The following is a 19,573-nucleotide window of genomic DNA, read 5'->3' as shown; positions in this document are numbered from 1 at the left end:
GAATCTCGGGTGGGACACGCGGGGACAGGACTAGGCGGTCATGGCTTCGCGCAGGCTCCTGGGCCGCAGGTCGGTCCAGTTCTCCTCGATGTAAGCGAGGCACGTGGCGCGCTCCCCGGCCCCGAAGACGATCCGCCAGCCGTCGGGAACCGCGGCGAACGACGGCCACAGGGAGTGCTGCTCCTCGTCGTTGACCAGGACGTAGAACGTGCCGGTCTCGTCGTCGAACGGGTTCGTGCTCATGGTGTCTCCCTAGTCATGGAGGTGGTGGTTGATGAGGGCGCAGATGTCGGCCGCCGGCCTCGGTGCGGTCAGCCCGAAGTGGGTGGAGTCGATGTCGTACGCGTGCAGTGCGCCCTCGACGTACGGGTCCCAGAGCTCCGGCTGCGCCTGAGGGCTCTGCGTCGCGCTGAAGAACAGCACAGTGCCGCGATAGACGGGCTGGGTGAACTTCTTCACCATGCGCGTGTGTTCGACCATGACGGTCGCCCCGTTCTCGACGACGGTCCGGCGGCTCTCATCGTCCGCGTCACCCGGTAGGTAGCCCTCCAGGAAGTCGCGCGACTCGGACCGGTCCAGGTGCGCCTCGGACTGCTGGGCGAACCAATCGCCCGGGACGGCGTCCAGGAGCGCGACCAGGGGCACCTCGTGCCCGCGGTTCTGGAGTTCGGCGCCGACGGCCTGTGCGAGGGCTCCGCCCAGGGAGTGCCCGACCAGCTGGAAGGGCCCCTCCGGCTGTACGGAGAGGATCTGCTCCGTGTAGTCGACGACCATGGCCGCGAAGCTCTCGGGCAGTGGTGATCCGTCGAAGCCGCGCGCCTGGATGCCGTACACCGGCCGGTCGCCGAGCTGGACGGCCATGCCCAGATAGGACCAGCAGAGGCCGAAGCCCGGGTGGATGAACCACACCGGAGCCCCGCTCCCGCCGGTCCGCAGCGGCAGCACCACACCGAACGGGTCGCTTTCGCCCGTGGGCCCGGAGCTCCCGGTCAGCTGTGCGGCCAGTTCCGCGACGGTGGGCGCCTGGAAGACCAGACGGATCGGCACCTCCACGCTCAGCACCGTGCGGATTCTGCTGATGAGCTTGGTGGCGAGCAGCGAGTGGCCGCCGAGGTCGAAGAAGCTGTCGTCGACACCGACTCGCCCGACGCCCAGGATCTGGGCGAACACAGCGGTCAGGAGCTCTTCCTGGGGAGTGCGCGGCGCGCGGTAGGCGGCGTCGCTGGTGATCTCGGGGAGGGGCAGCGCCTTGCGGTCCACCTTGCCGGTGGCGGCCAGCGGAAACTTTTCCATGGTCACGAACGCGGACGGCACCATGTGTTCAGGCAGCCGCTGCGCGGTGTAGGCCCGCAGCTCGTCGGCGTCCGGCCCGTCCCCTTCGGCGGAGGTGACGTAGGCGAGCAGGCGCATACCGGTACTCCGGTGGTCCCGGGCGATGACGACGGCCTGGGCGACACCCGGGTGCGTGGCCAACTCGGCCTCGATCTCACCGGGTTCGACGCGGAAGCCACGGATCTTGACCTGGTTGTCGGCGCGGCCGTGGAAGAGCAGGTCGCCCTCCTCGGTCCAGCTCACCACGTCACCCGTGCGGTACATGCGCTCGCCGGGCCCGCCGAAGGGGCATGCCACGAAGCGTTGCGCGGTCAGGTCGTAGCGGCCCAGATAACCGCGGGCCAGACGCTCGCCCGCGACGTACAGCTCGCCGGGAACGCCCAGCGGCACCGGGCGCAGGGCAGCGTCGAGCACGTACAGGCGCGTGTTGTCCATGGGATGCCCGATCGGCACCACATCGCCCAACTCCGCCGCGTCCTCCATGGCGTGCATGGAGGTCGCCGCGGTGGTCTCGGTCGGCCCGTAGCCATTGACGACGGACAGGCCCTCGCACGCGGCCAGCACCCGTTTCAGGGCGGCCGGGGTCACTACGTCACCGACGGTCCACACCTGGCGCGCCCCGTCGAACGCCTCGGGCGTCTCCTCCGCGATGGCCATGAACAGTCCCGCCGTCATGGCCAGACCGCTCACCCCGTGTTCAGCGATCATGTGCATGAGACCGGCCGGGTCCAGGCGCCCGGGGGGCGGGATGACGATGGCGCCGCCGCGCAGCAGGGGGACCCACAGCTCATAGGTCGAGGTGTCGAATGCCTGCGTGTTGTGCATCAGGACCCGCTGGTGACGGCCTTGGCCGAAGCACCGGTCCGCCACGAGTACCGCCACCGACCGGTGCGTGATCCCGACCCCCTTGGGCCGGCCCGTGGACCCCGAGGTGTACATCACGTAGGCGAGCTGATCCGCCTGCCCGGCCGAGGCGGCCTCCGGCGGCTGCGCCGAGGACGCGGCGATCTCCTCGGCCACATCGGGCTCGTCGATCACCAGGTGCGCGCAGCCGCCCCGGGGCAGCCCCGCCGAGATCTTCTCGTCCGTCACCAGGACGGTGGGTGCCGCATCGCTCAGCATGAAGTCCAGCCGCTCGGCGGGGTACTCCGGGTCGAGGGGCAGATAAGTGCCTCCCGCCTTCACCACCGCGAGCACAGCCACGACGTACTCCTGCGAGCGCGGCAGCGCCAGCCCGACGACGGACTCCTGGCCCACACCGCGCGCCGCCAGGACCCGCGCGAGCCGGTTGGCCCGGGCGTCCAGCTCCCGGTACGTGAGCGTGATGTCACCGAAGACCACCGCGGCCGCGTCGGGGGTGGCCGCGGCCTGCCTTCCGAACAGCGCGGCGATCGTCGCTTCCGGAACGTCCGTGGCGCAGTCGTTGAAGTCGGTCAGCAGCCGTTCGCGCTCCGCCGGTTCCACCACGTCGACCAGGACCACCGGAGTTCCGGGGTCCGCCGCGATGTGCCGGAGGATCCGCGCCAGGCGGTCCGCGAGGCGCTGCGCGGTACGGGGGTCGAGGGCATGGTCCTGGTAGCCGAGCGTCAGCCGCAGGTCCGGGTCGGCCTCGGCGAGCAGGCCCAGCGGGTAGTGCACGGTCGCTTCGCCGTCGATGCCCGCGACGGTGATCCCGGCCGCGCTCTGCATCTCACCCAGACCGTCCACGTCGGCCGGGTAGGACTCGTAGACGACCACCGAGTCGAAGAGGGTCCCGAGCCCGGTGGCCCGGTGGATCTCGGCCAGCCCGAAGTGGTGGTGGTCCATCAGGGCGGCCTGCCGGTCCTGCAGGTCCTGCAGCAACTCGCCCAGGGTCTGCCCGGGTGTCGGGCTCACGCGCACCGGAAGGGTGTTGACGAACAGCCCCACCATCTCGTCCATACCCGCCACCTGGGGCGGACGCCCTGAGACCGTGGCGCCGAACACCACGTCCTGACGACCGGTCTGGCCCCCCAGGAGCATGCCCCAGGCGCCCTGCACGAGGGTGTTGAGGGTGATCCCGAGCTCCGTCGCGCGGCGCGACAGCAGGCGCGCCGTGTCCTGGTCCACGTCGACACCCACGTGCCGGTGGTTGCCGCTCGTCTCCTGCCGGGTCTGCGGGGCCACGAGCGTGGGCTCGTCCACCCCGGCCAGCTCGGCGGTCCAGGCGCGGGCCGCGACCTCGTGGTCCTGGCGCGACAGCCAGTCGAGGAAGTCGCGATAGGGGCGCACCCGGCCCAGCTGCCCGGCGTCTCCGTGCGTGCTGTACAGGTGCAGCAGGTCCTGCAGCACCAGAGAGCCCGACCAGCCGTCGTACACGATGTGGTGGACGGTGAGGATCAGCTCGTGCCGCTCGGCCGCCCGCTTCACCAGGGTCAGGCGCAGCATCGGCGGGGCGCTCAGGTCGAAGTGGGCTGCCTGGTCCCGGACGAGGAGTTCCCGGTAGGCCGTGTCCTGTTCCGCCTCGGGCAGGTCACTCCAGTCGAGGACCTGCCAGGGCAGTTCGACACGCCCCAGCAGCACCTGTACCTGCTCACCGGCGCTGGTCGCCACGAACGCGGTGCGCAGACTGTCGTAACGGTCGAGCACTGCCTGACCGGCGGCACGCATGCGCTCCGGCTCCACCCGACCGGTCAGGTGGAAGATCAGCTGGACCTGGTAGGCGTCGAAATCGGCGCCGGCCAGCTGGCTCTGGAACAGCAGGCCGGACTGCATCGAGGTGAGCGGCCATACGTCGGCCACGCCCGGGTAACTCTCCTCCCACATTTCCAGGTCCCGCTGACGCAGCCGGACCAGCGGCACGTCCGACGGAGTCAGTCCGCCCGCACCGGACTCCGTGGCGTGCCGGGCCAGACCTTCCAGGGCCGTGCGCCACAGGTCCGCGAACTCCTGCACCTCCTCCCGCCCGAGCAGCCCGGTGGGGAAGGAGATGCCGGCGCTCAGCTGCGGACCCTGCGCCGTCTCGACGACATGGGCGGTGATGTCCACGACGGTCAGGGCGGGCGTGGTCAGTTCGGGGGCGAGCTCGTCCAGGTCGGCGGACATCGTCCAGCCCGCGTCGCCGGCCTCCTGCCCCTGGCCGCCCGAGGCGAACCGACCCAGATAGTTGAAGGAGACCTGCCCCTCGTCCAGGTCCTTGAGTGCCTCGGCGGTCTTCGGGTTGAGATGGCGCAGCAGGCCGTAACCGATGCCCTTGTCCGGGATCGCCTGGAGCTGCTCCTTGACCGCCTTGACGGCGTTGCCCGCGGAGCGGCCGCCCGCGACGGCCTCGTCGAGGTCGAGGCCGCCGAGGTCGAGGCGGACAGGGTAGACACTGGTGAACCAGCCCACCGTGTGCGTGATGTCGGTGCCCGGCACGGCGGCCTCCTCACGGCCGTGTCCTTCGAGGCGGATCAGAGCCGAGGACTCCCCGTCGCCCCGTGCCCTGCGCCACTTGGTCATGGCCAGCGCGAGGGCCGTGAGCAGGCCGTCGTCGACCCCGCTGTGGAAGGCGGCGGGCAACGTCGTCAGCAGCGCCTCGGTGATCCGAGAGGTCAGCTTGACCTGGACGGTCTCCATGGTGGCCCGTACGTCGACGGCCGGGTCGAGGGCGCGGGAGCCCAGGAGCGGGTCGGGTCCGTCCAGCACGTGCTTCCAGAGGGCGAGTTCGGCCACCCGCTGGGGCGACGCGGCCGCCTCCACCAAGCCGTGCGACCAACGGCGCATCGTCGTGGACACCGCGGCCAGCTGAGGCGTGCGTCCCTGGCGCACGTGGTCCCAGGCCTGGGCGAGGTCGGGCAGGAGAATGCGCCAGGAGACACCGTCGACCACCAGGTGGTTCAGGACGAGGATCAGTCGTCCGGAGGTGTTGGGGCCTGCGTCGCACCAGATGAAGCGGGCCATCCGGCCGGTCTTCGAGTCCAGTTCGCCGACGGCGGCGTCCACCGCGGCCTTCGTCTCCCGCCGCCAGGCCGGGTCGTGCCAGTCGCCTGTACAGGGCCTGCGGCTGACGAGCGCGGCCACGTCGACGGTGCCGGGCCTGCCCGCGTCCAGCCCGGGCTCTCCCGCGCGGACGCGGAGGCGGGAGCGGAGTATGTCGTGGTGATCGACGACCGCGGACAGGGTGGCGATCAATCCGCTCTCGTCGATGCCCGCCGGCAGGTCCACCACCATCGACATGGCGAATCCGTCGTAGCTTCCGACATGCTCACTCATCTGGCGGACCACGGGCAGCAGCGGCATCCAGCCGGTGCCGCCGCCCGCGGGCTCCCGGCGGGCGGACCGCCCGCTCTGGCCGCCGGCCGCGGCGGCCTCGGCGAGCGCGGCCACCGTGCGGTGCTTGAACATCAGCCGCGGTGTGACCTCGATGCCCTGTGCGCGGGCCCGGGAGACGACCTGGATGGAACGGATGCTGTCGCCACCGAGGGCGAAGAAGTCGTCGTCGAGGCCGATCCGGTCCCGGTCGAGGATCTCGGCGTAGATGGCGGCGAGTGCCTTCTCCGCGTCGGTGCGCGGTGCCTGATAGGCGCCACCGGTCACCTCCGGCTCGGGCAGTGCGGCCTTGTCGAGCTTTCCGTTGGGCGTGAGCGGCAGGCTGTCGAGCAGCATGAACAGCGAGGGCACCATGAAGTCCGGCAGCCGCTCGGAGAGGAACGTGCGCAGTGCGCCGGCGTCGAGGCTGCCGCCTCCGCCCCCCGGCGCCGGAACCGCGTAGCCGACCAGGCGCCGTTCGCCCTCCTTGTTCTCGTGCACGGTCACGACGGCCTGGGCGACGCCCGGGTGGTGTCCGAGTGCCGCGGCGATCTCGCCCGGCTCGATGCGCAAGCCGTTGATCTTGACCTGGTCATCGCTGCGGCCCAGGTAGTCGAGCTGTCCGTCGGCGCCCTGGCGAACGATGTCCCCGGTGCGGTACATACGGGTGCCGGCGGGTCCGTAGGGGTCGGCGACGAAGCGCTCGGCGGTGAGCGCGGAGCGGTTCAGGTAGCCGCGGGCGAGGCTGGGACCTGCTACGTAGAGCTCGCCGGGGGTGCCCGGCGCGACCGGGGCGAGGCGCTCGTCCAGCACACGCACCCGGTTGTCGGCCACGGCGGTGCCGATGGGCGTGTGGTCCGTGGTGAGGGGGGCGCTGATGGCGCCGCAGACGGTGGTCTCGGTGGGTCCGTAGGCGTTGACGAAGCGGCGACCCGGTGCCCAGGCCGCAACCAGGGCGGGCGGGCAGGCCTCGCCGCCGACGGTGACGGTGCGCAGTTCGGTCAGGGCGTGGGAGGCGTCGGCCGGGAGCGCGGTGAGCACACTGGGCGGCAGCATCACGTGGGTGATGCGGCGGTCGGCCAGCGTGCGGGCAAGGTCGTCGCCGACGACACGCTGTTGCGTCGGTATGACGAGGGTGGCGCCGGTGGTGAGGGTCTGCACCAGCTCCCAGAAGGCGGCGTCGAAGCTGGGGGCCGCGACCTGGAGGACACGGGCGTCCCGGGTCAGCGCGAGGCGTTCCTGGGTGGTGCGGCTGAGGGCCGCGATGCCCGCGTGTGTGACGGTGACGCCCTTGGGCAGGCCGGTCGAGCCGGAGGTGAAGATGATGTACGCCGGATGGGCGGGGGTCAGGGTGGTGTCGGGGTCGGTGACCGGACTGTCCTGCCAGGCCGCCCGGACGTCGGGGGTGTCGACGGGGAGCGCCTCGGTGGTCAGCCCGTCGGGCAGCTCGTCGAGGGCGGCCCGGGTGGTGAGCAGGACACCGGGGACGGCGTCGTTGAGCATGAAGAGGATGCGGTCGGCCGGGTAGTCGAGGTTGACGGGCAGGTAGACGGCGCCCGCCTTGAAAACGGCGAGAGCCACGGCGACCTGGTCCGCGCCGCGCGGCATGGCCACGCCGACCGACTGCTCGGGCCCGATACCCCGGGCGATCAGCCAGTGCGCGATCCGGTTCGCCCGTGCGTTCAACTCCTCGTACGACCATGTCTGGTCGACCGACTCCACCGCCGGTGCCTGGGGCGACTGCCGCAGCTGCGCCCGGAAGAGCTCCGGGAAGGTGGCCGCCGCCACGGTCCGCTCGGCGTGTTGCTCGGCCAGCAGCAGTGCGCGGCGTTCCTCGGAGGCGAGCAGTACCACGTCGCCGATGCGCTGCGAGGGGTCGGCGACCGCGGCGGCCAGGAGCCGCTCCCAGCGGGCGATCAGCGTTTCGATCGTCGAGGCGTCGAACAGCTCGGTGGAGTACTCGGCGGCGATGTGGATGCCCGCCGGCGCGGTGCGGTCCTCGAACGTCTCGCTGAGGCTCAGGGTGAGGTCGTAGCGGGACGTCCCGGTGCCCACACCCTCGCTGACCACGCGCAGACCGGGCAGCTCGAAGTCCTTGTCCTCGGTGTTCTGCAGGATCAGGGCGATCTGGAAGAGCGGGTTGACCGAGGCCGAGCGCTCCGGATTGAGCTTCTCCACCAGGGCCTCGAAGGGAATGTCCTGGTGGGTGTACGCGGCCAGGCTCGTCCTGCGGGCCTGGCCGAGCAGTTCGGTGAAGGTCGGGTCGCCGGACGTGTCGGTGCGCATCACCTGCACGTTGACGAAGAGACCGATCAGGTCGTTCAGGTTCTCGTCGACACGGCCCGCGATGCCGCTGCCCAGAGCGATGTCGGTGCCCACACCGAGCCGGGTGAGCAGGGCGGCCATGGTCGCCTGCAGCACCATGAAGGGGGTGGTGCCGGTGGCCCGGGCCAGGCCGGCGACGCCCTCGTGCAGCGCGCCGTCCATAGTGAACTCCAGCACGTCGCCACTGCGGTCGAGTTCCGCGGGGCGGGGCCGGTCGCTGGGGATGGTGACCGTCTCGGGCAGCCGGGCCAGCTGCTGGGACCAGTAGCGGTACTGCTTGCTGAACAGGCTGTCCGGGTCGTCGTCGTCGCCCAGGAGCTCCTGCTGCCACAGCGCGTAGTCCGCGTACTGCAGCGGTAGCGGTGTCCACCGGGGGGCCGCGCCCCGGGCGCGGGCCTCGTAGGCCGTGGCCAGGTCTTTCGCGAGGGGCGTCGCGGACCAGCCGTCGGCCGCGATGTGGTGGATCACAAGGACCAGGACGTGCTCTTCTGGGCCGACGCCGAGCAGAACGGCCTTCAGCGGAATCTCGACGGCGATGTCGAAGGGGTGCCGGGCCGCTGCGTTGATGGCCTCGGCCAGCCCCTCGTCACCCGCCACGTGCCGCAGGGGCAGGCCGATGCGGGCCTTCTCCGCCCCCAGGACGTGCTGGTGCGGCCTGCCCTCGACCTCACGGTAGACGGTGCGCAGGATCTCGTGCCGGGTGACGACGTCGTTGACCGTCTCCTCCAGGGCCCGCACGTTCAGGTCACCGCTGAGCCGCAGGACGAGCGGCATGTTGTACGTCGCCGCGTGGCCCTCGAACTTGTACAGGAACCAGAGGCGCTGCTGGGAGAAGGACAGCGGGAGCCGCTCGGGCCTCTTCACGACGGGAGCCAGCGGCGCCCGGGTGCCCGCGGCGCCGTCCAGGTGCGGGACGAGTCCGGCCACGGTGGGATGTGCGAAGAGGGCCCGCAGCTCCACCTCCGTACGCAGCGAGACGCGGATGCGGTTGACGAGCTTGGTGGCCATGATCGAGTGGCCGCCGAGGTCGAAGAAGTCGTCGTCGATACCGACCCGCTCCACGTGCAGCACCTCGGCGAACAGCTCGCACAGCAGCTCTTCCTGAGCGGTGCGCGGACCTCGGCCCTCGGCCGCTCCGGCGAAGTCCGGCGCGGGCAGCGCCTTGCGGTCCAGCTTCCCGTTGGCGGCCAGCGGCACGGAGTCGATGGCGACAACGGCGGTGGGCACCAGGTGCGCCGGCAGGCGGTCCTGCAGATAGCGGCGCAACGAGCCGACGAGGGCCTCGGCCCCCTGGTCCTGCTCCGGGCGGCCGCCGCCGGCCGGGGCGGGCACCACGTAGGCGACGAGCTGCTTGTCCCCCGTGCCCTGCGCGCTCCGGGCGACGACCACGGACTGGACGACGTCCGGGTGCGTGGCCAGGGCACGCTCGACCTCGGCGGGCTCGACGCGGACACCGCGGATCTTGACCTGGTCGTCGTCACGGCCGACGTAGACGAGTTGCCCGTCGGCGGTCCAGCGGGCCAGGTCGCCCGTACGGTACATGCGCGCGCCGGGCGGACCGTAGAGGTCGGCGACGAAGCGTTCGGCGGTCAGAGCGGCAAGGCCGAGGTAGCCGCGGGTGATGTTCCCCGCGACGTACAGCTCCCCCACCACCCCGGGCGGTACGGGCGCGAGGCCGGGACCGAGGAGGTAGGTGCGCATGTTCCCGAGCGGCGTGCCGATCGGGGTCCGGTCGCCGTCCTGGCGGGTCTGCCCCGCCTCGACGGCGTACGTGGTGGCGTAGAACGACTCGGTCTGTCCGTAGGCGTTGACGATGCGCACCTCGGGCAGGAATCCGCGGATACGGCGCACGAGCGTGTCGGGCAGTGCCTCGCCGGCGAAGACCACGGTCTTCAGACCGGAGATGGCGGCCATGCGGTCGCCCAGCTCGGCGAAGACCGACGGCACCGTGCTGATCACGCTCGCCGACACCGTCTCGCGCTCGGCGAGCACGAGGGCGTCCCTGACCACCTCGACGGTGCCGCCCCGGGCCAGCGTCGTGACGATCTCGAAGACGGACACGTCGAAGTTGACGGAGGAGCCCGCGAACATCCGGGTGTCCGCGTCCACGCCCACCCGCTCGGCGAGTCCCGTCACGCCGTTGACCACGTTGGCGTGGCTGACCACCACGCCCTTCGGTGTGCCGGTGGAACCGGAGGTGTACATCACGTACGCCGCGTGCTGCGGCCGCGCCCTCGACTCCACGGACGTGTCGCCGCTCTCGAGGTCGACGTCACCGAGGAGGAGCGTCGGGACGTCCGTCCCGGGGAGCACCCCGGCCGTGTCCGCGTCGGTGAGGACCAGCTGCGGCCGGGCACTGTCCAGGATGTGGCCGAGCCGGGTGCTCGGGTACGCGGGGTCGATCGGCAGGTACGCGCCGCCCGCCTTCAGGATGCCGAGGAATCCGGTGAGCAGGTCGGCCGAGCGCGGCAGTGCCAGACCGACGATCGTCTCCGGGCCGACCCCACGCCCGGTCAGCGCGCGCGCCAGCCGGTTGGCACGGGCGTCGAGCTCCGCGTAGCTGTAGGTGGTCCCACCGCAGATCACTGCGGTCCTGTCCGGCGTCCCGGCCACCTTTCGCTCGAACAGACCGGGGATGGTCAGTTCGGGAGTCCCGGTGGCGGTGTCGTTCACGTCGTTCAGGAACCGTGCGCGCTCCGCGGGTTCCAGCAGGTCCACCTCGCTGAGCGAAGACCACGGGTCGAGCGCCAGCTGGGTGAGGACGCGCCCGAAGCGGCGGGCGATGGTGGCCGTCTGCTCCAGGTCGAGGAGGTGGTGCTGGTACTGCAGGCTGACCCTCAGATGAGGTTCGGCGAAAGCCGTCACGATCAGCGGGTAGTGGGTGCTGCTGAGCGGGCTGAGTCCGGTCACGGAGATCCCGGCGGCCGAGTACGCCTCGCTCAGGGCCGCGCTGTCGATGGGGTACGACTCGAAGACCACCATCGTGTCGAACAGCGTCCGCAGGCCGGTGGCCCGATGGATCTCCAGCAGGCTGTGGTGATGGTGGTCGAGGAGTGCGCTCTGCCGCTCCTGGAGGTCGCCGAGGACGGTGCCGAGCGACTCGCCGGGGGCGCAGTCCACCCGGACCGGCAGGGTGTTGATGAACATGCCGACCATCTCGTCCACACCCGCCACCTGCGGCGGCCGCCCGGAGACGGTGGCTCCGAACACCACGTCACGACGCCCGGTCAGCCCAGCCAGAAGGATGCCCCACGCCCCCTGGACCAGGGTGTTGAGCGTCAGCCCCAGCTCGCTCGCCCGGCGGGAGAGCTCCCGGGACCGTTCCGGGGTGAGCGGTACGTCGACCTGTCCGACCCCGGAGGACTCGCCCCCCTCGGCGGGGACCGCCGGCAGCAGCAGCGTCGGCTCCTCCACGCCGTCCAGTTCCCGGGCCCACGCCCGGGCGGTCGCCTCGTGGTCCTGGCGGTCGAGCCACACGAGGAAGTCCCGGTAGTCGCGCGCCCTGCCCAGCACGGAGGCGTCACCGGCCGAGCCGTACAGGCGCAGCAGGTCCTGCATCACCAGCGGCACCGACCAGCCGTCGAACAGGACGTGGTGGACGGTGAGTACCAGTTCCCATCGGTCCGCGGTCAGCTTGACCAGCGAGATCCGCAGCAGCGGCGCTCGGGCCGCGTCGAAGCGGGTGCTGTGCTCCTGCGCCAGGAAACGCTTGAGCCGCGTTTCCCGCTCCGCTGCTGGAAGGTCACTGAAGTCGCGCTCGTCCCATGGCAGTTCGACGCTGTTCTGGACGATCTGGACCCGGTCCCCCGCGCTGTCGGTGACGAACGCGGCCCGCAGGTTGGGATAGCGGTCGAGCAGCGCCTGCCCGGCCGCCCGCAGCCGCTGCGGCTCCACCTCGCCGGCGAGGTGGAAGACGAGCTGCATCTGGTAGGCGTCGAAGTCGGCGCCGGCCAGTTCGGTGTGGAAGAGCAGACCGTTCTGCATCGCGGTCAGCGGCCACACGCTGCTCAGGCCGGCGTACGTCTCCTGCCAGGTGTCCAGCTCACTCTGGCTCACCGTGACCAGCGGCACGTCGGAGGGCGTGAGGCCCCCCGCGGCCGGCCCGGCGGCGTACAGCGCGAGGCCTTCCAGGGCGGCGCGCCACAGGTCGGCGAGCTGCTGGACCTCGTCGGCGCTCAGCAGCCCGACGGGGAAGTCCAGGCGGGCGTCCAGGCGCGGGCCCTGCTCGGTGTCGGTGACGTACGCGCCGATCCCCAGGGTGGCCAGGGCGGGCATGGCGCCGTCCAGCCGGGGCACCAGCATGGTCGTGTCCTCGACCTGGGTGAAACCCAGGCCCCGCAGGTCCTCGGGCATGTTGGACGCGCCGGTGTACCGGCCGAGGTAGTTGAACGTGATCTGTCCGGACGCGTACTCCCGCAGGACTGCCGCGGTCCCGGCGTTGAGGTGGCGCAGCAGGCCGTAGCCGATGCCCTTGTCCGGCACGGCGAGCAGTTGCTCCTTGACGGCCTTGACCGCCGTTCCCGCGGACGGACCGCCCGCGATGGCCTCGTCCAGGTCGGCTCCGGCGACGTCGAGGCGGACCGGGTACATGCTGGTGAACCAGCCCATGGTGCGGGAGAGGTCGGCTCCGGGAGCGACGGTCTCCTCGCGGCCGTGACCTTCCAGCCGGATCAGCGCGGACGACTCGTCGATGCCGCGGCCCTTGCGCCACTTGGCGAGGGCGAGAGCCAGCGCCGTGAGCAGACCGTCGTTGACGCCGCCGCGGAAGGCGGCGGGCAGCGTGGTCAGGAGGGCCTGGGTGACCCCGGTCGGCAGTTCCAGGGAGACATGGCCGACGGTGGACATGGTGTCGACGGCCGGGTCGAAGGGACGTGCGCCCAGCTGCGGGTCGGGACCGGACACGATCTCTCGCCACAGGGGAAGTTCCTCGGCCCGCTCGGCGGCGACCTCGTTCAGGGCGTGCGCCCAGCGGCGTACGGAGGTCCCGACCTCGGGCAGCCGCGGAGCATGCCCGTCACGGACCTGCCGCCAGGCGGCGGCGAGATCGGGCAGCAGGATGCGCCACGACACACCGTCCACGGCGAAGTGGTGCAGCAGGATGCTCAAACGTCCGGGGCTCCCGGGGCCGGCGTCGAACCACACGAACTGCGCCATCACTCCGTTCGCCGAGTCCAGCCGGGCCACCGCACGGTCGAGTTCGGCGACCGCCTGCTCCCGCCAGGCCTGACCCCAGCTGCCGTCACCCGCGACGCGGTGGATGAGCGGCGTCACGTCGACGGTGGCGGGCGCGGTGACCTCCAGGCCCGTCCGCTCGCCGGTGACCGTCCTGGAACGCAGGATGTCGTGGCGGTCGAAGACCGCCGAGAGCGTCGCCTCCAGCCCGTCCCGGTCGATCCCGGTCGGCAGCTCGACCGTCATCGCCATGGTGAACCGGTCGATGTCGTCGTGCAGTTCCGCCAGGTAGTGGCCGATGGGCAGCAGGGGCATGAAGCCGGCGCCACCGCCCTCCAGCTCCGCCAGGACCGGATCGGCCTGACCGCCGTGCCGGGCCGCCCGGGCGAGTTCGCCCACGGTGCGGCACTCGAAGATCTGCCGCGGGGTGACCTCGACCCCCCGGGCCCTGGCCCGGGTGACGACCTGGATGGAGCGGATGCTGTCGCCGCCGACGGCGAAGAAGTCGTCGTCGAGCCCGACCCGGTCCAGGCCGACCACCTCAGCGTAGACGGAGGCGAGCACCTCTTCGGCCAGGGTGCCCGGAGCACGGTAGGCGGAACCGGTGGGTTCCGGCTCGGGCAGCGCCTTGTGGTCGAGCTTGCCGTTGGGGGCCAGCGGCATCCGGTCCAGCATCACGAACAGCGACGGCACCATGAACTCCGGCAGCCTGCCGGACACGAACCTGCGCAGTTCGCGCGCGGAGACGGCGGCCGTCAGGTCGAAGTCCAGGTCTCCCAGGCTGTTCACCGCGCCGGGCCCCGAGTCCTCCATGTCCGTCGGCACCACATAGCCGACGAGCTGGGTCCGGTCCTGAATCCGGCGCGTGGCCACCACGGCCTGTGCCACACCCGGGTGTGCGGTGAGTGCCGCTTCCACCTCGCCCGGCTCGATACGGAAGCCGCGCACCTTCACCTGGGCGTCGTCACGGCCGACGTATTCCAGCCGGCCGTCGGCTCTCCATCGGGCCAGGTCACCGGTGCGGTACATCCGCGCTCCGGCCGGACCGTAGGGATCGGCGACGAAGCGCTCGGCGGTCAGCCGGGCCTTTCCGAGGTAGCCGCGCGCCACGTTGCCCGCCACGTACAGCTCGCCCACCACACCCGGCGCGACCGGCTGCAGACCGGAGCCCAGCACATAGGCGCGCATGTTGCCCAGGGGGGCACCGATGGGCGCACCGGCCGCGCCGGTCCAGCCCTCCTCCGCGATGAAGACGGTCGCGTAGAACGACTCCGTCTGACCGTAGGCGTTGATCACCCGTGCGCCGGGGATCACGTCACGGACGCGCTGCACCAGCGAGGCCGGCAGCGTCTCACCGGCGAAGACGATCGCGTCGGCCCTGATCTTCCCGCCCACCTGGTCGAGGAGTTCGGCGAAAACCGAGGGGACCGTACTGATGACGCCTCCGGACCAGCCGCCCCGCTCACCGATGACGAGGACGTCGCGGACGATCTCGAGGGTGCCGCCTGCGGCCAACGTGGTCACGGTCTCGAAGACGGAGACGTCGAAGTTGACCGACGTGCCCGCGAGGACACGTGTCCGCCCACCGATGCCGACCGCGTCGGCCAGCCGGAGCACACCGTTGACCACGTCCCGGTGGGTGATCGTCACGCCCTTCGGCGTGCCGGTGGAGCCCGAGGTGTACATCACGTACGCGGCATTCGCCGGCCGCACCACGGCCCGCTGCGTGTCCGAGCCCTCGGCGTCGAAGTCGATGTCCTCGACGAACAGACTGGGCACGTCGGACACCGGAAGTACATCGACCGTGTCCGCGCTGGTCAGCACGAGGTGCGGGCGCGCGTCGGACAGGATGTGGCCCAGCCGCGTGCTGGGGTACCTGGGGTCGATCGGCAGGTAGGCGGCGCCTGCCCGCCAGATACCGAGCATGCCCACGATCAGGTCCGCCGAGCGCGGCAGGGCCAGGCCCACCAGCGATTCCGCGCCCACTCCGCGTCCGGTCAGCTCCGCCGCGAGGCGTCGCACGCGTGCGTCCAGTTCGGCGTACGAGAGCGTCACGTCGTCATGGACCAGGGCCGTCGCATCCGGGGCCGAGGCGATCTGACGGTCGATCAGGCCGATGATGCTCAGGTCGGGCGTCTCGGCGTCCGTGTCGTTGAACGTGTGCACAACCAGCTCGCGTTCGCCGGGCATCAGGACGTCCGAGAGCGCGACGGCGCGGGTCGGCGCGTCGATCAGCTGCTCGACCAACCGCACGAGGCGGTCCAGGACGGCCTCCGCCGTGGACCGGTCGAACAGGTCGGTCGCGTACTCCAGGTAGATCGCGAGCCCCGGTTCGCCGGGCTCGTTGAAGAAGCTGAATTCCAGGTCGAATTTGGCCATCGACGTCCAGAGCGGGGCGATGCGGGCCTGCAGGCCGCCCGGAAGGCCGAAGTCGAGCCGGGCGCCCGTCGACCAGGTGAACATCACCTGGAACAACGGGTGGTACGCGGTGGAGCGCTCGGGGTTGAGCATCTCCACGAGGCGCTCGAAGGGGGCGTCCTGGTTGTCGTACGCGGCCAGCGCCTTGTGCTGCACCTGCTCCAGGACCTGCTCGAAGGAGGGGGCGCCCGACAGGTCGGTACGCAGAACCCACGTGTTGACGAAGAAGCCCACCAGATCCGCCAGGTCGGCGTCCCGCCGGCCCGCGATGGTGGAGCCGATCGCGACGTCCTGGCCCGCACCGAGCTGCTGCAGGAGGACCGAGAGCGCGGCCTGGAACACCATCGGTGCCGACACCCCGGTGCGCCTGGCGAGCTTCTCGACCTTGTCGAGCACATCCTCGCCGACACCGCCTTCGACGACATCGCCCCGGTGGCTGACCACCGGGGGGCGCGGCCGGTCCGTGGACAGGCGCAGAGGCTGAGGCACACCGGACAGCTCGTCACGCCAGTAGTCGAGCTGAGTCGCCAGAACGCTGCCAGGATCCCGGTCGTCGCCGAGCAGTTCGCGCTGCCACAGTGTGTAGTCGGTGTACTGGACCGGGAGTTCGGGCCAGCCGGGTGCCTCACCCTTGACCCGGGCCGTATAGGCGGCGTCCAGATCGCGCGCGAGCGGGAGGATGGACTCGCCGTCGCTGGCGATGTGGTGGATCAGGAGCAGCAGCTGGTGTTCCTGTGCGCCCGTGCGGAACAGGGTCGCACGGACGGGTATCTCCACCGACAACGTGATCGTGCGGCCGGCGGCCCGCCGTACCGCCTCGTCCACCTCTTCGGGGCCGATCTCGACGAGCGGGATGTCCAGGAGGGCTTCCTCGACCGGGACCACCTGTTGCGCCGGAATCCCTTCGGCGTTCTCCACGATCAGGGTGCGCAGGCTCTCGTGACGGGCCACCACGTCGCGGACCGCCGCCGTGAGCGCCGCGGTGTTCAGTTCCCCGGTGAGCTGTACGAGGAAGGGCACGTTGTAGGTCGCGGAGGGGCCCTCGAACTTGTCGATGAACCACAGACGCCGCTGCGCGAAAGACAGTGGGATCATTACTAGGAACTCCTGTTCATCCTGCGCAGACGCGGCGATTCGCCGATGGTGCGTCCTTCACCGTGTGCGCCGATTCGGCGACGCCATAAGCCTCGTACACACCGCCCGGTTGAACACGCCGCCCCGGGCGTCCTGCCGATCCTGCCGCCGAGGCGGTTCGCCGGCCTGGAATCGCCACCCGGATGCCGACGGTCAGCGGAAAGCGGCAGGGAAAGAGGACGACTCTTCGTTGAGAGTTTTCCGCTCATTCCTGTGGCACAACAGTCTCCGGGAGTACGGGATGCATTACAAAATCCGACCAGCGTCACCGGAAATTGACGGGGAATGACGATACAACAGCCTTCCTGAGCGTCTCGGTCAACGCCAGGACTACCGCACTTCGCCTCTCCCGTAGGCTTCCGCCCCCCTTACGACCCGGCTTCCACCTTGATCGCCCCGCACGGTGCCATCAGGTAAGCACGTCGACCCGGCAGCCTGTCAATGCTCGGCCGGGACCCCTGAATCGACTTCATCCCGTCCGGCAGGGCCGTCCCGTCAACGGGACGTCGAGCGCCCGCTTCGCCCGGTCCACCACGGCCGACCTGAGGTATGTTCGACCCCAGCCGAAGTGAGGTCCGACCGTGCTTCGACACCGATCCCCAAGTCTTCCGGGCCGGCAGGCACTGAACTCCTCGATCGAAGTTCGCGTGACGTCGTCCTGACTTTCATGCATCTGCCGAATTGCGCACGATCACACCGCAGACATTCCAGAAGCAGAAGGATTGCCGTTCCGAATTCACTGGCTTCGGCATGAATTCTCTGCCGTGCAGACGAAGCGCTCTCTCGGGCAGCAGCGTCGCCCGGCCCGGACGAACGTCTTTCCAGGAATTGGGAGTGCACAGCGTGCGATACGAGATTCTGGGGCAGCTCCGCGTCATCGACGGAACGAGCACGAAAACCATCAAGGCGCAGAAGGTGGAAACCCTTCTCGCCGCGCTGGTCGCCCGCTCCGACCAGGTCGTCGGCGCCGACCAGCTCATCAGGGAGATCTGGGGCGACGACCCGCCGCGCAGCGCCACCGCGGGCCTGTACGTGTACATCTCCCAGATCCGCAAAATGCTCGGCCGCCCCGGGGAGGAGACGAGTCCCGTCCTCACCAGACCCCCGGGGTACATGCTGCTGACGCTGGGGTCCGACGAGATCGACCTCCTCGACTTCAAGCGCCTGATGAGGGAGGGCCGGGCCCACCTCAGGAGCGGCGCGTACGAGGCCGCGATGAGCGGCTTCGAGGTCGCGCTGACCCTGTGCCGGGGCCCCTTCCTCTCGGACGGGGTACCGGGACCGATCCTCAAGGGGCTGCGCACCTGGCTCAGCGAAGCCCAGTTGGAGTGCATGGAGAGCCTGATCGAAGCGCGCATGGCCCTCGGGTACCACCGCGAACTCGTCAGCGACCTCTATCTCCTCAGTACGGAGCACCCCTTGCGGGAGGCCTTTCACCGGCAGCTCATGATGGCGCTGCACCGCAGCGAGTGCCGGGGCGACGCCCTGCTCGTGTACCAGCGGGCGCGCCGCACCCTCCGGGACGAGCTGGGCGTCGAGCCCGGCCCCGCACTCCAGGACGTCCAACGGGCGATCCTGATGGACGAGGGGCGTTAGCGGGTACGGAAGCGGTCGGTGAGCGACTCCAGTTCCCGGACCGCTTCGCCGGGTGTCGGCTGGGCGGCCAGTTCCCGGCGCAGTCGCGCGGCACCTTCGCGGAACGCCGGCTCCTCCAGGAGGCGCACCAGGTGTTCCCTGATCCGCGCCCCGCTCAGCTCTTCCGGATCATCGCCCGAAACCCACAGGCCGGCCCCGGCCCTCTGCAGTCGCGGACCACGCTCGCCGATGTCGGGCAGAACCCGGCTGACCATCAGCTGGGGCACCTCATGGGCGATGGAGTCCAGGAAGGGGCCGATGCCACCGTGGTGGAGCACGGCCGAGCACGACGGGATGATGACGTGCAACGGCACGAACTCCACCAGGCGCGTGTTGTCGGGAACGCGCTCCAGTTCCTTCTGCAGTTGCTCGGGCAGGGTCAGCACCAGCTCGATGTCGAGGTCGGCGACGGAGTCCAGCATCCCCTGCAACTGCTCGACGGACAGGGCCTGATGCCGCACCGCCTGCTCCAGGCTCACTCCGAACGTGGCCAGAACTCGCGGCCTGGACGGAGTGCTGCGGGTCCAGTCCGGCACGACGGAGGGACCGTTGTACGGGACGTAGTCGATGGGCAGGTGAGGAACGTCCGACGTCAGCACCATCGACCCCACCATCTGGTCGATGGTGAACTGTCCGGTCGCCATCTCCTCGGAGAACGACTTACCGTACTTCTGCGCCCACTCTCCCAGCCAATCCCCCAACGGGTCCTCGCGGTTCTCCGGGGCCTGCTGCTCCCGCACCCTCAGGTAGTTCGCCCGCATCTGAGCCTCGACGTTCAGCCCGATCGGCATGCGTGCGTGGGCCGCTCCCACCACGGTGGCCGCGATCGGGCCCGCGTAGCTCAGCCAGTCCCAGACGACCAGGTCGGGCTTCCACCAACGGCAGTACTCCACCAGATCCTCGACCATCGAGTCGTTCATGGCCGCATGGGTCTTTCGGTACATCCGGTACGCCCATCGCAGACGCTCCCAGGTGAGCTCCTCCTCGCGGTTCTCCGACATGTCGACCAGGAGGTCGCCGCGCTCCGCGAGTTCCTCGACCTTCTTCAGGACCTCCGCGTCCTGCAGCCGTTCCAGTTTCTCCATGACGGGCTCGTCGGAACCGACCGGGACCGCTGTCAGACCCGAGCTGGTGATGACCTCGGTCAGCTCGGGGCCACTGGCCACACGCACCTCGTGCCCGGCGCTCTGCAGGGCCCAGCCCGTCGGCACGACGAGGTGGAGATGGCTTCGCCAGGGAATGGTGACGAACAAAACGCGCACAGCGGTCAACTCCTCCGTAGACACAGCATCATCGGGACCCGCTTCTC

General features: G+C 70.4%; 4 protein-coding genes. 1 reads left to right on the top strand and 3 read right to left on the bottom strand.

All coding sequences use genetic code 11. The features are described from left to right. Nucleotides 1-30: 30 nt before the first annotated feature. Both QFZ75_RS27245 and QFZ75_RS27240 read right to left on the bottom strand, forming a co-directional pair. Nucleotides 31-243, bottom strand: coding sequence for an MbtH family protein (locus QFZ75_RS27245; RefSeq protein ID WP_307540964.1), 213 nt, complete (start codon nt 241-243; stop codon nt 31-33). A 9-nt stretch (nt 244-252) separates the two neighbouring features. Further along, nucleotides 253-16,590 (bottom strand): non-ribosomal peptide synthetase, encoded by a 16,338-nt coding sequence (locus tag QFZ75_RS27240; RefSeq protein WP_307540962.1) that lies wholly within the window; start codon nt 16,588-16,590, stop codon nt 253-255. An 882-nt stretch (nt 16,591-17,472) separates the two neighbouring features. Here QFZ75_RS27240 and QFZ75_RS27235 point away from each other — a divergent pair. Next, complete coding sequence (locus tag QFZ75_RS27235; protein WP_307540959.1) at nt 17,473-18,225, top strand: AfsR/SARP family transcriptional regulator; 753 nt, start codon at nt 17,473-17,475, stop codon at nt 18,223-18,225. Here the strand turns inward: QFZ75_RS27235 and QFZ75_RS27230 are convergent. After that, nucleotides 18,222-19,526, bottom strand: a complete 1,305-nt coding sequence (locus QFZ75_RS27230; RefSeq protein ID WP_307540957.1) for an activator-dependent family glycosyltransferase — start codon at nt 19,524-19,526, stop codon at nt 18,222-18,224. The genes QFZ75_RS27235 and QFZ75_RS27230 overlap by 4 nt on opposite strands. Nucleotides 19,527-19,573 lie beyond the last annotated feature (47 nt).

It is taken from the genome of Streptomyces sp. V3I8 (assembly GCF_030817535.1).
In the GTDB taxonomy this organism is placed as follows: domain Bacteria; phylum Actinomycetota; class Actinomycetes; order Streptomycetales; family Streptomycetaceae; genus Streptomyces.
The sequence above is the reverse complement of the archived record's forward strand: the minus strand, read 5'-3'. Positions and strand labels throughout refer to the sequence as shown.

What these genes read in the sequence shown, in the direction of transcription:
- QFZ75_RS27245 (WP_307540964.1), bottom strand. Translation starts at nt 243, where the DNA reads ATGAGCACGAACCCGTTCGACGACGAGACCGGCACGTTCTACGTCCTG.
- QFZ75_RS27240 (WP_307540962.1), bottom strand. Translation starts at nt 16,590, where the DNA reads ATGATCCCACTGTCTTTCGCGCAGCGGCGTCTGTGGTTCATCGACAAG.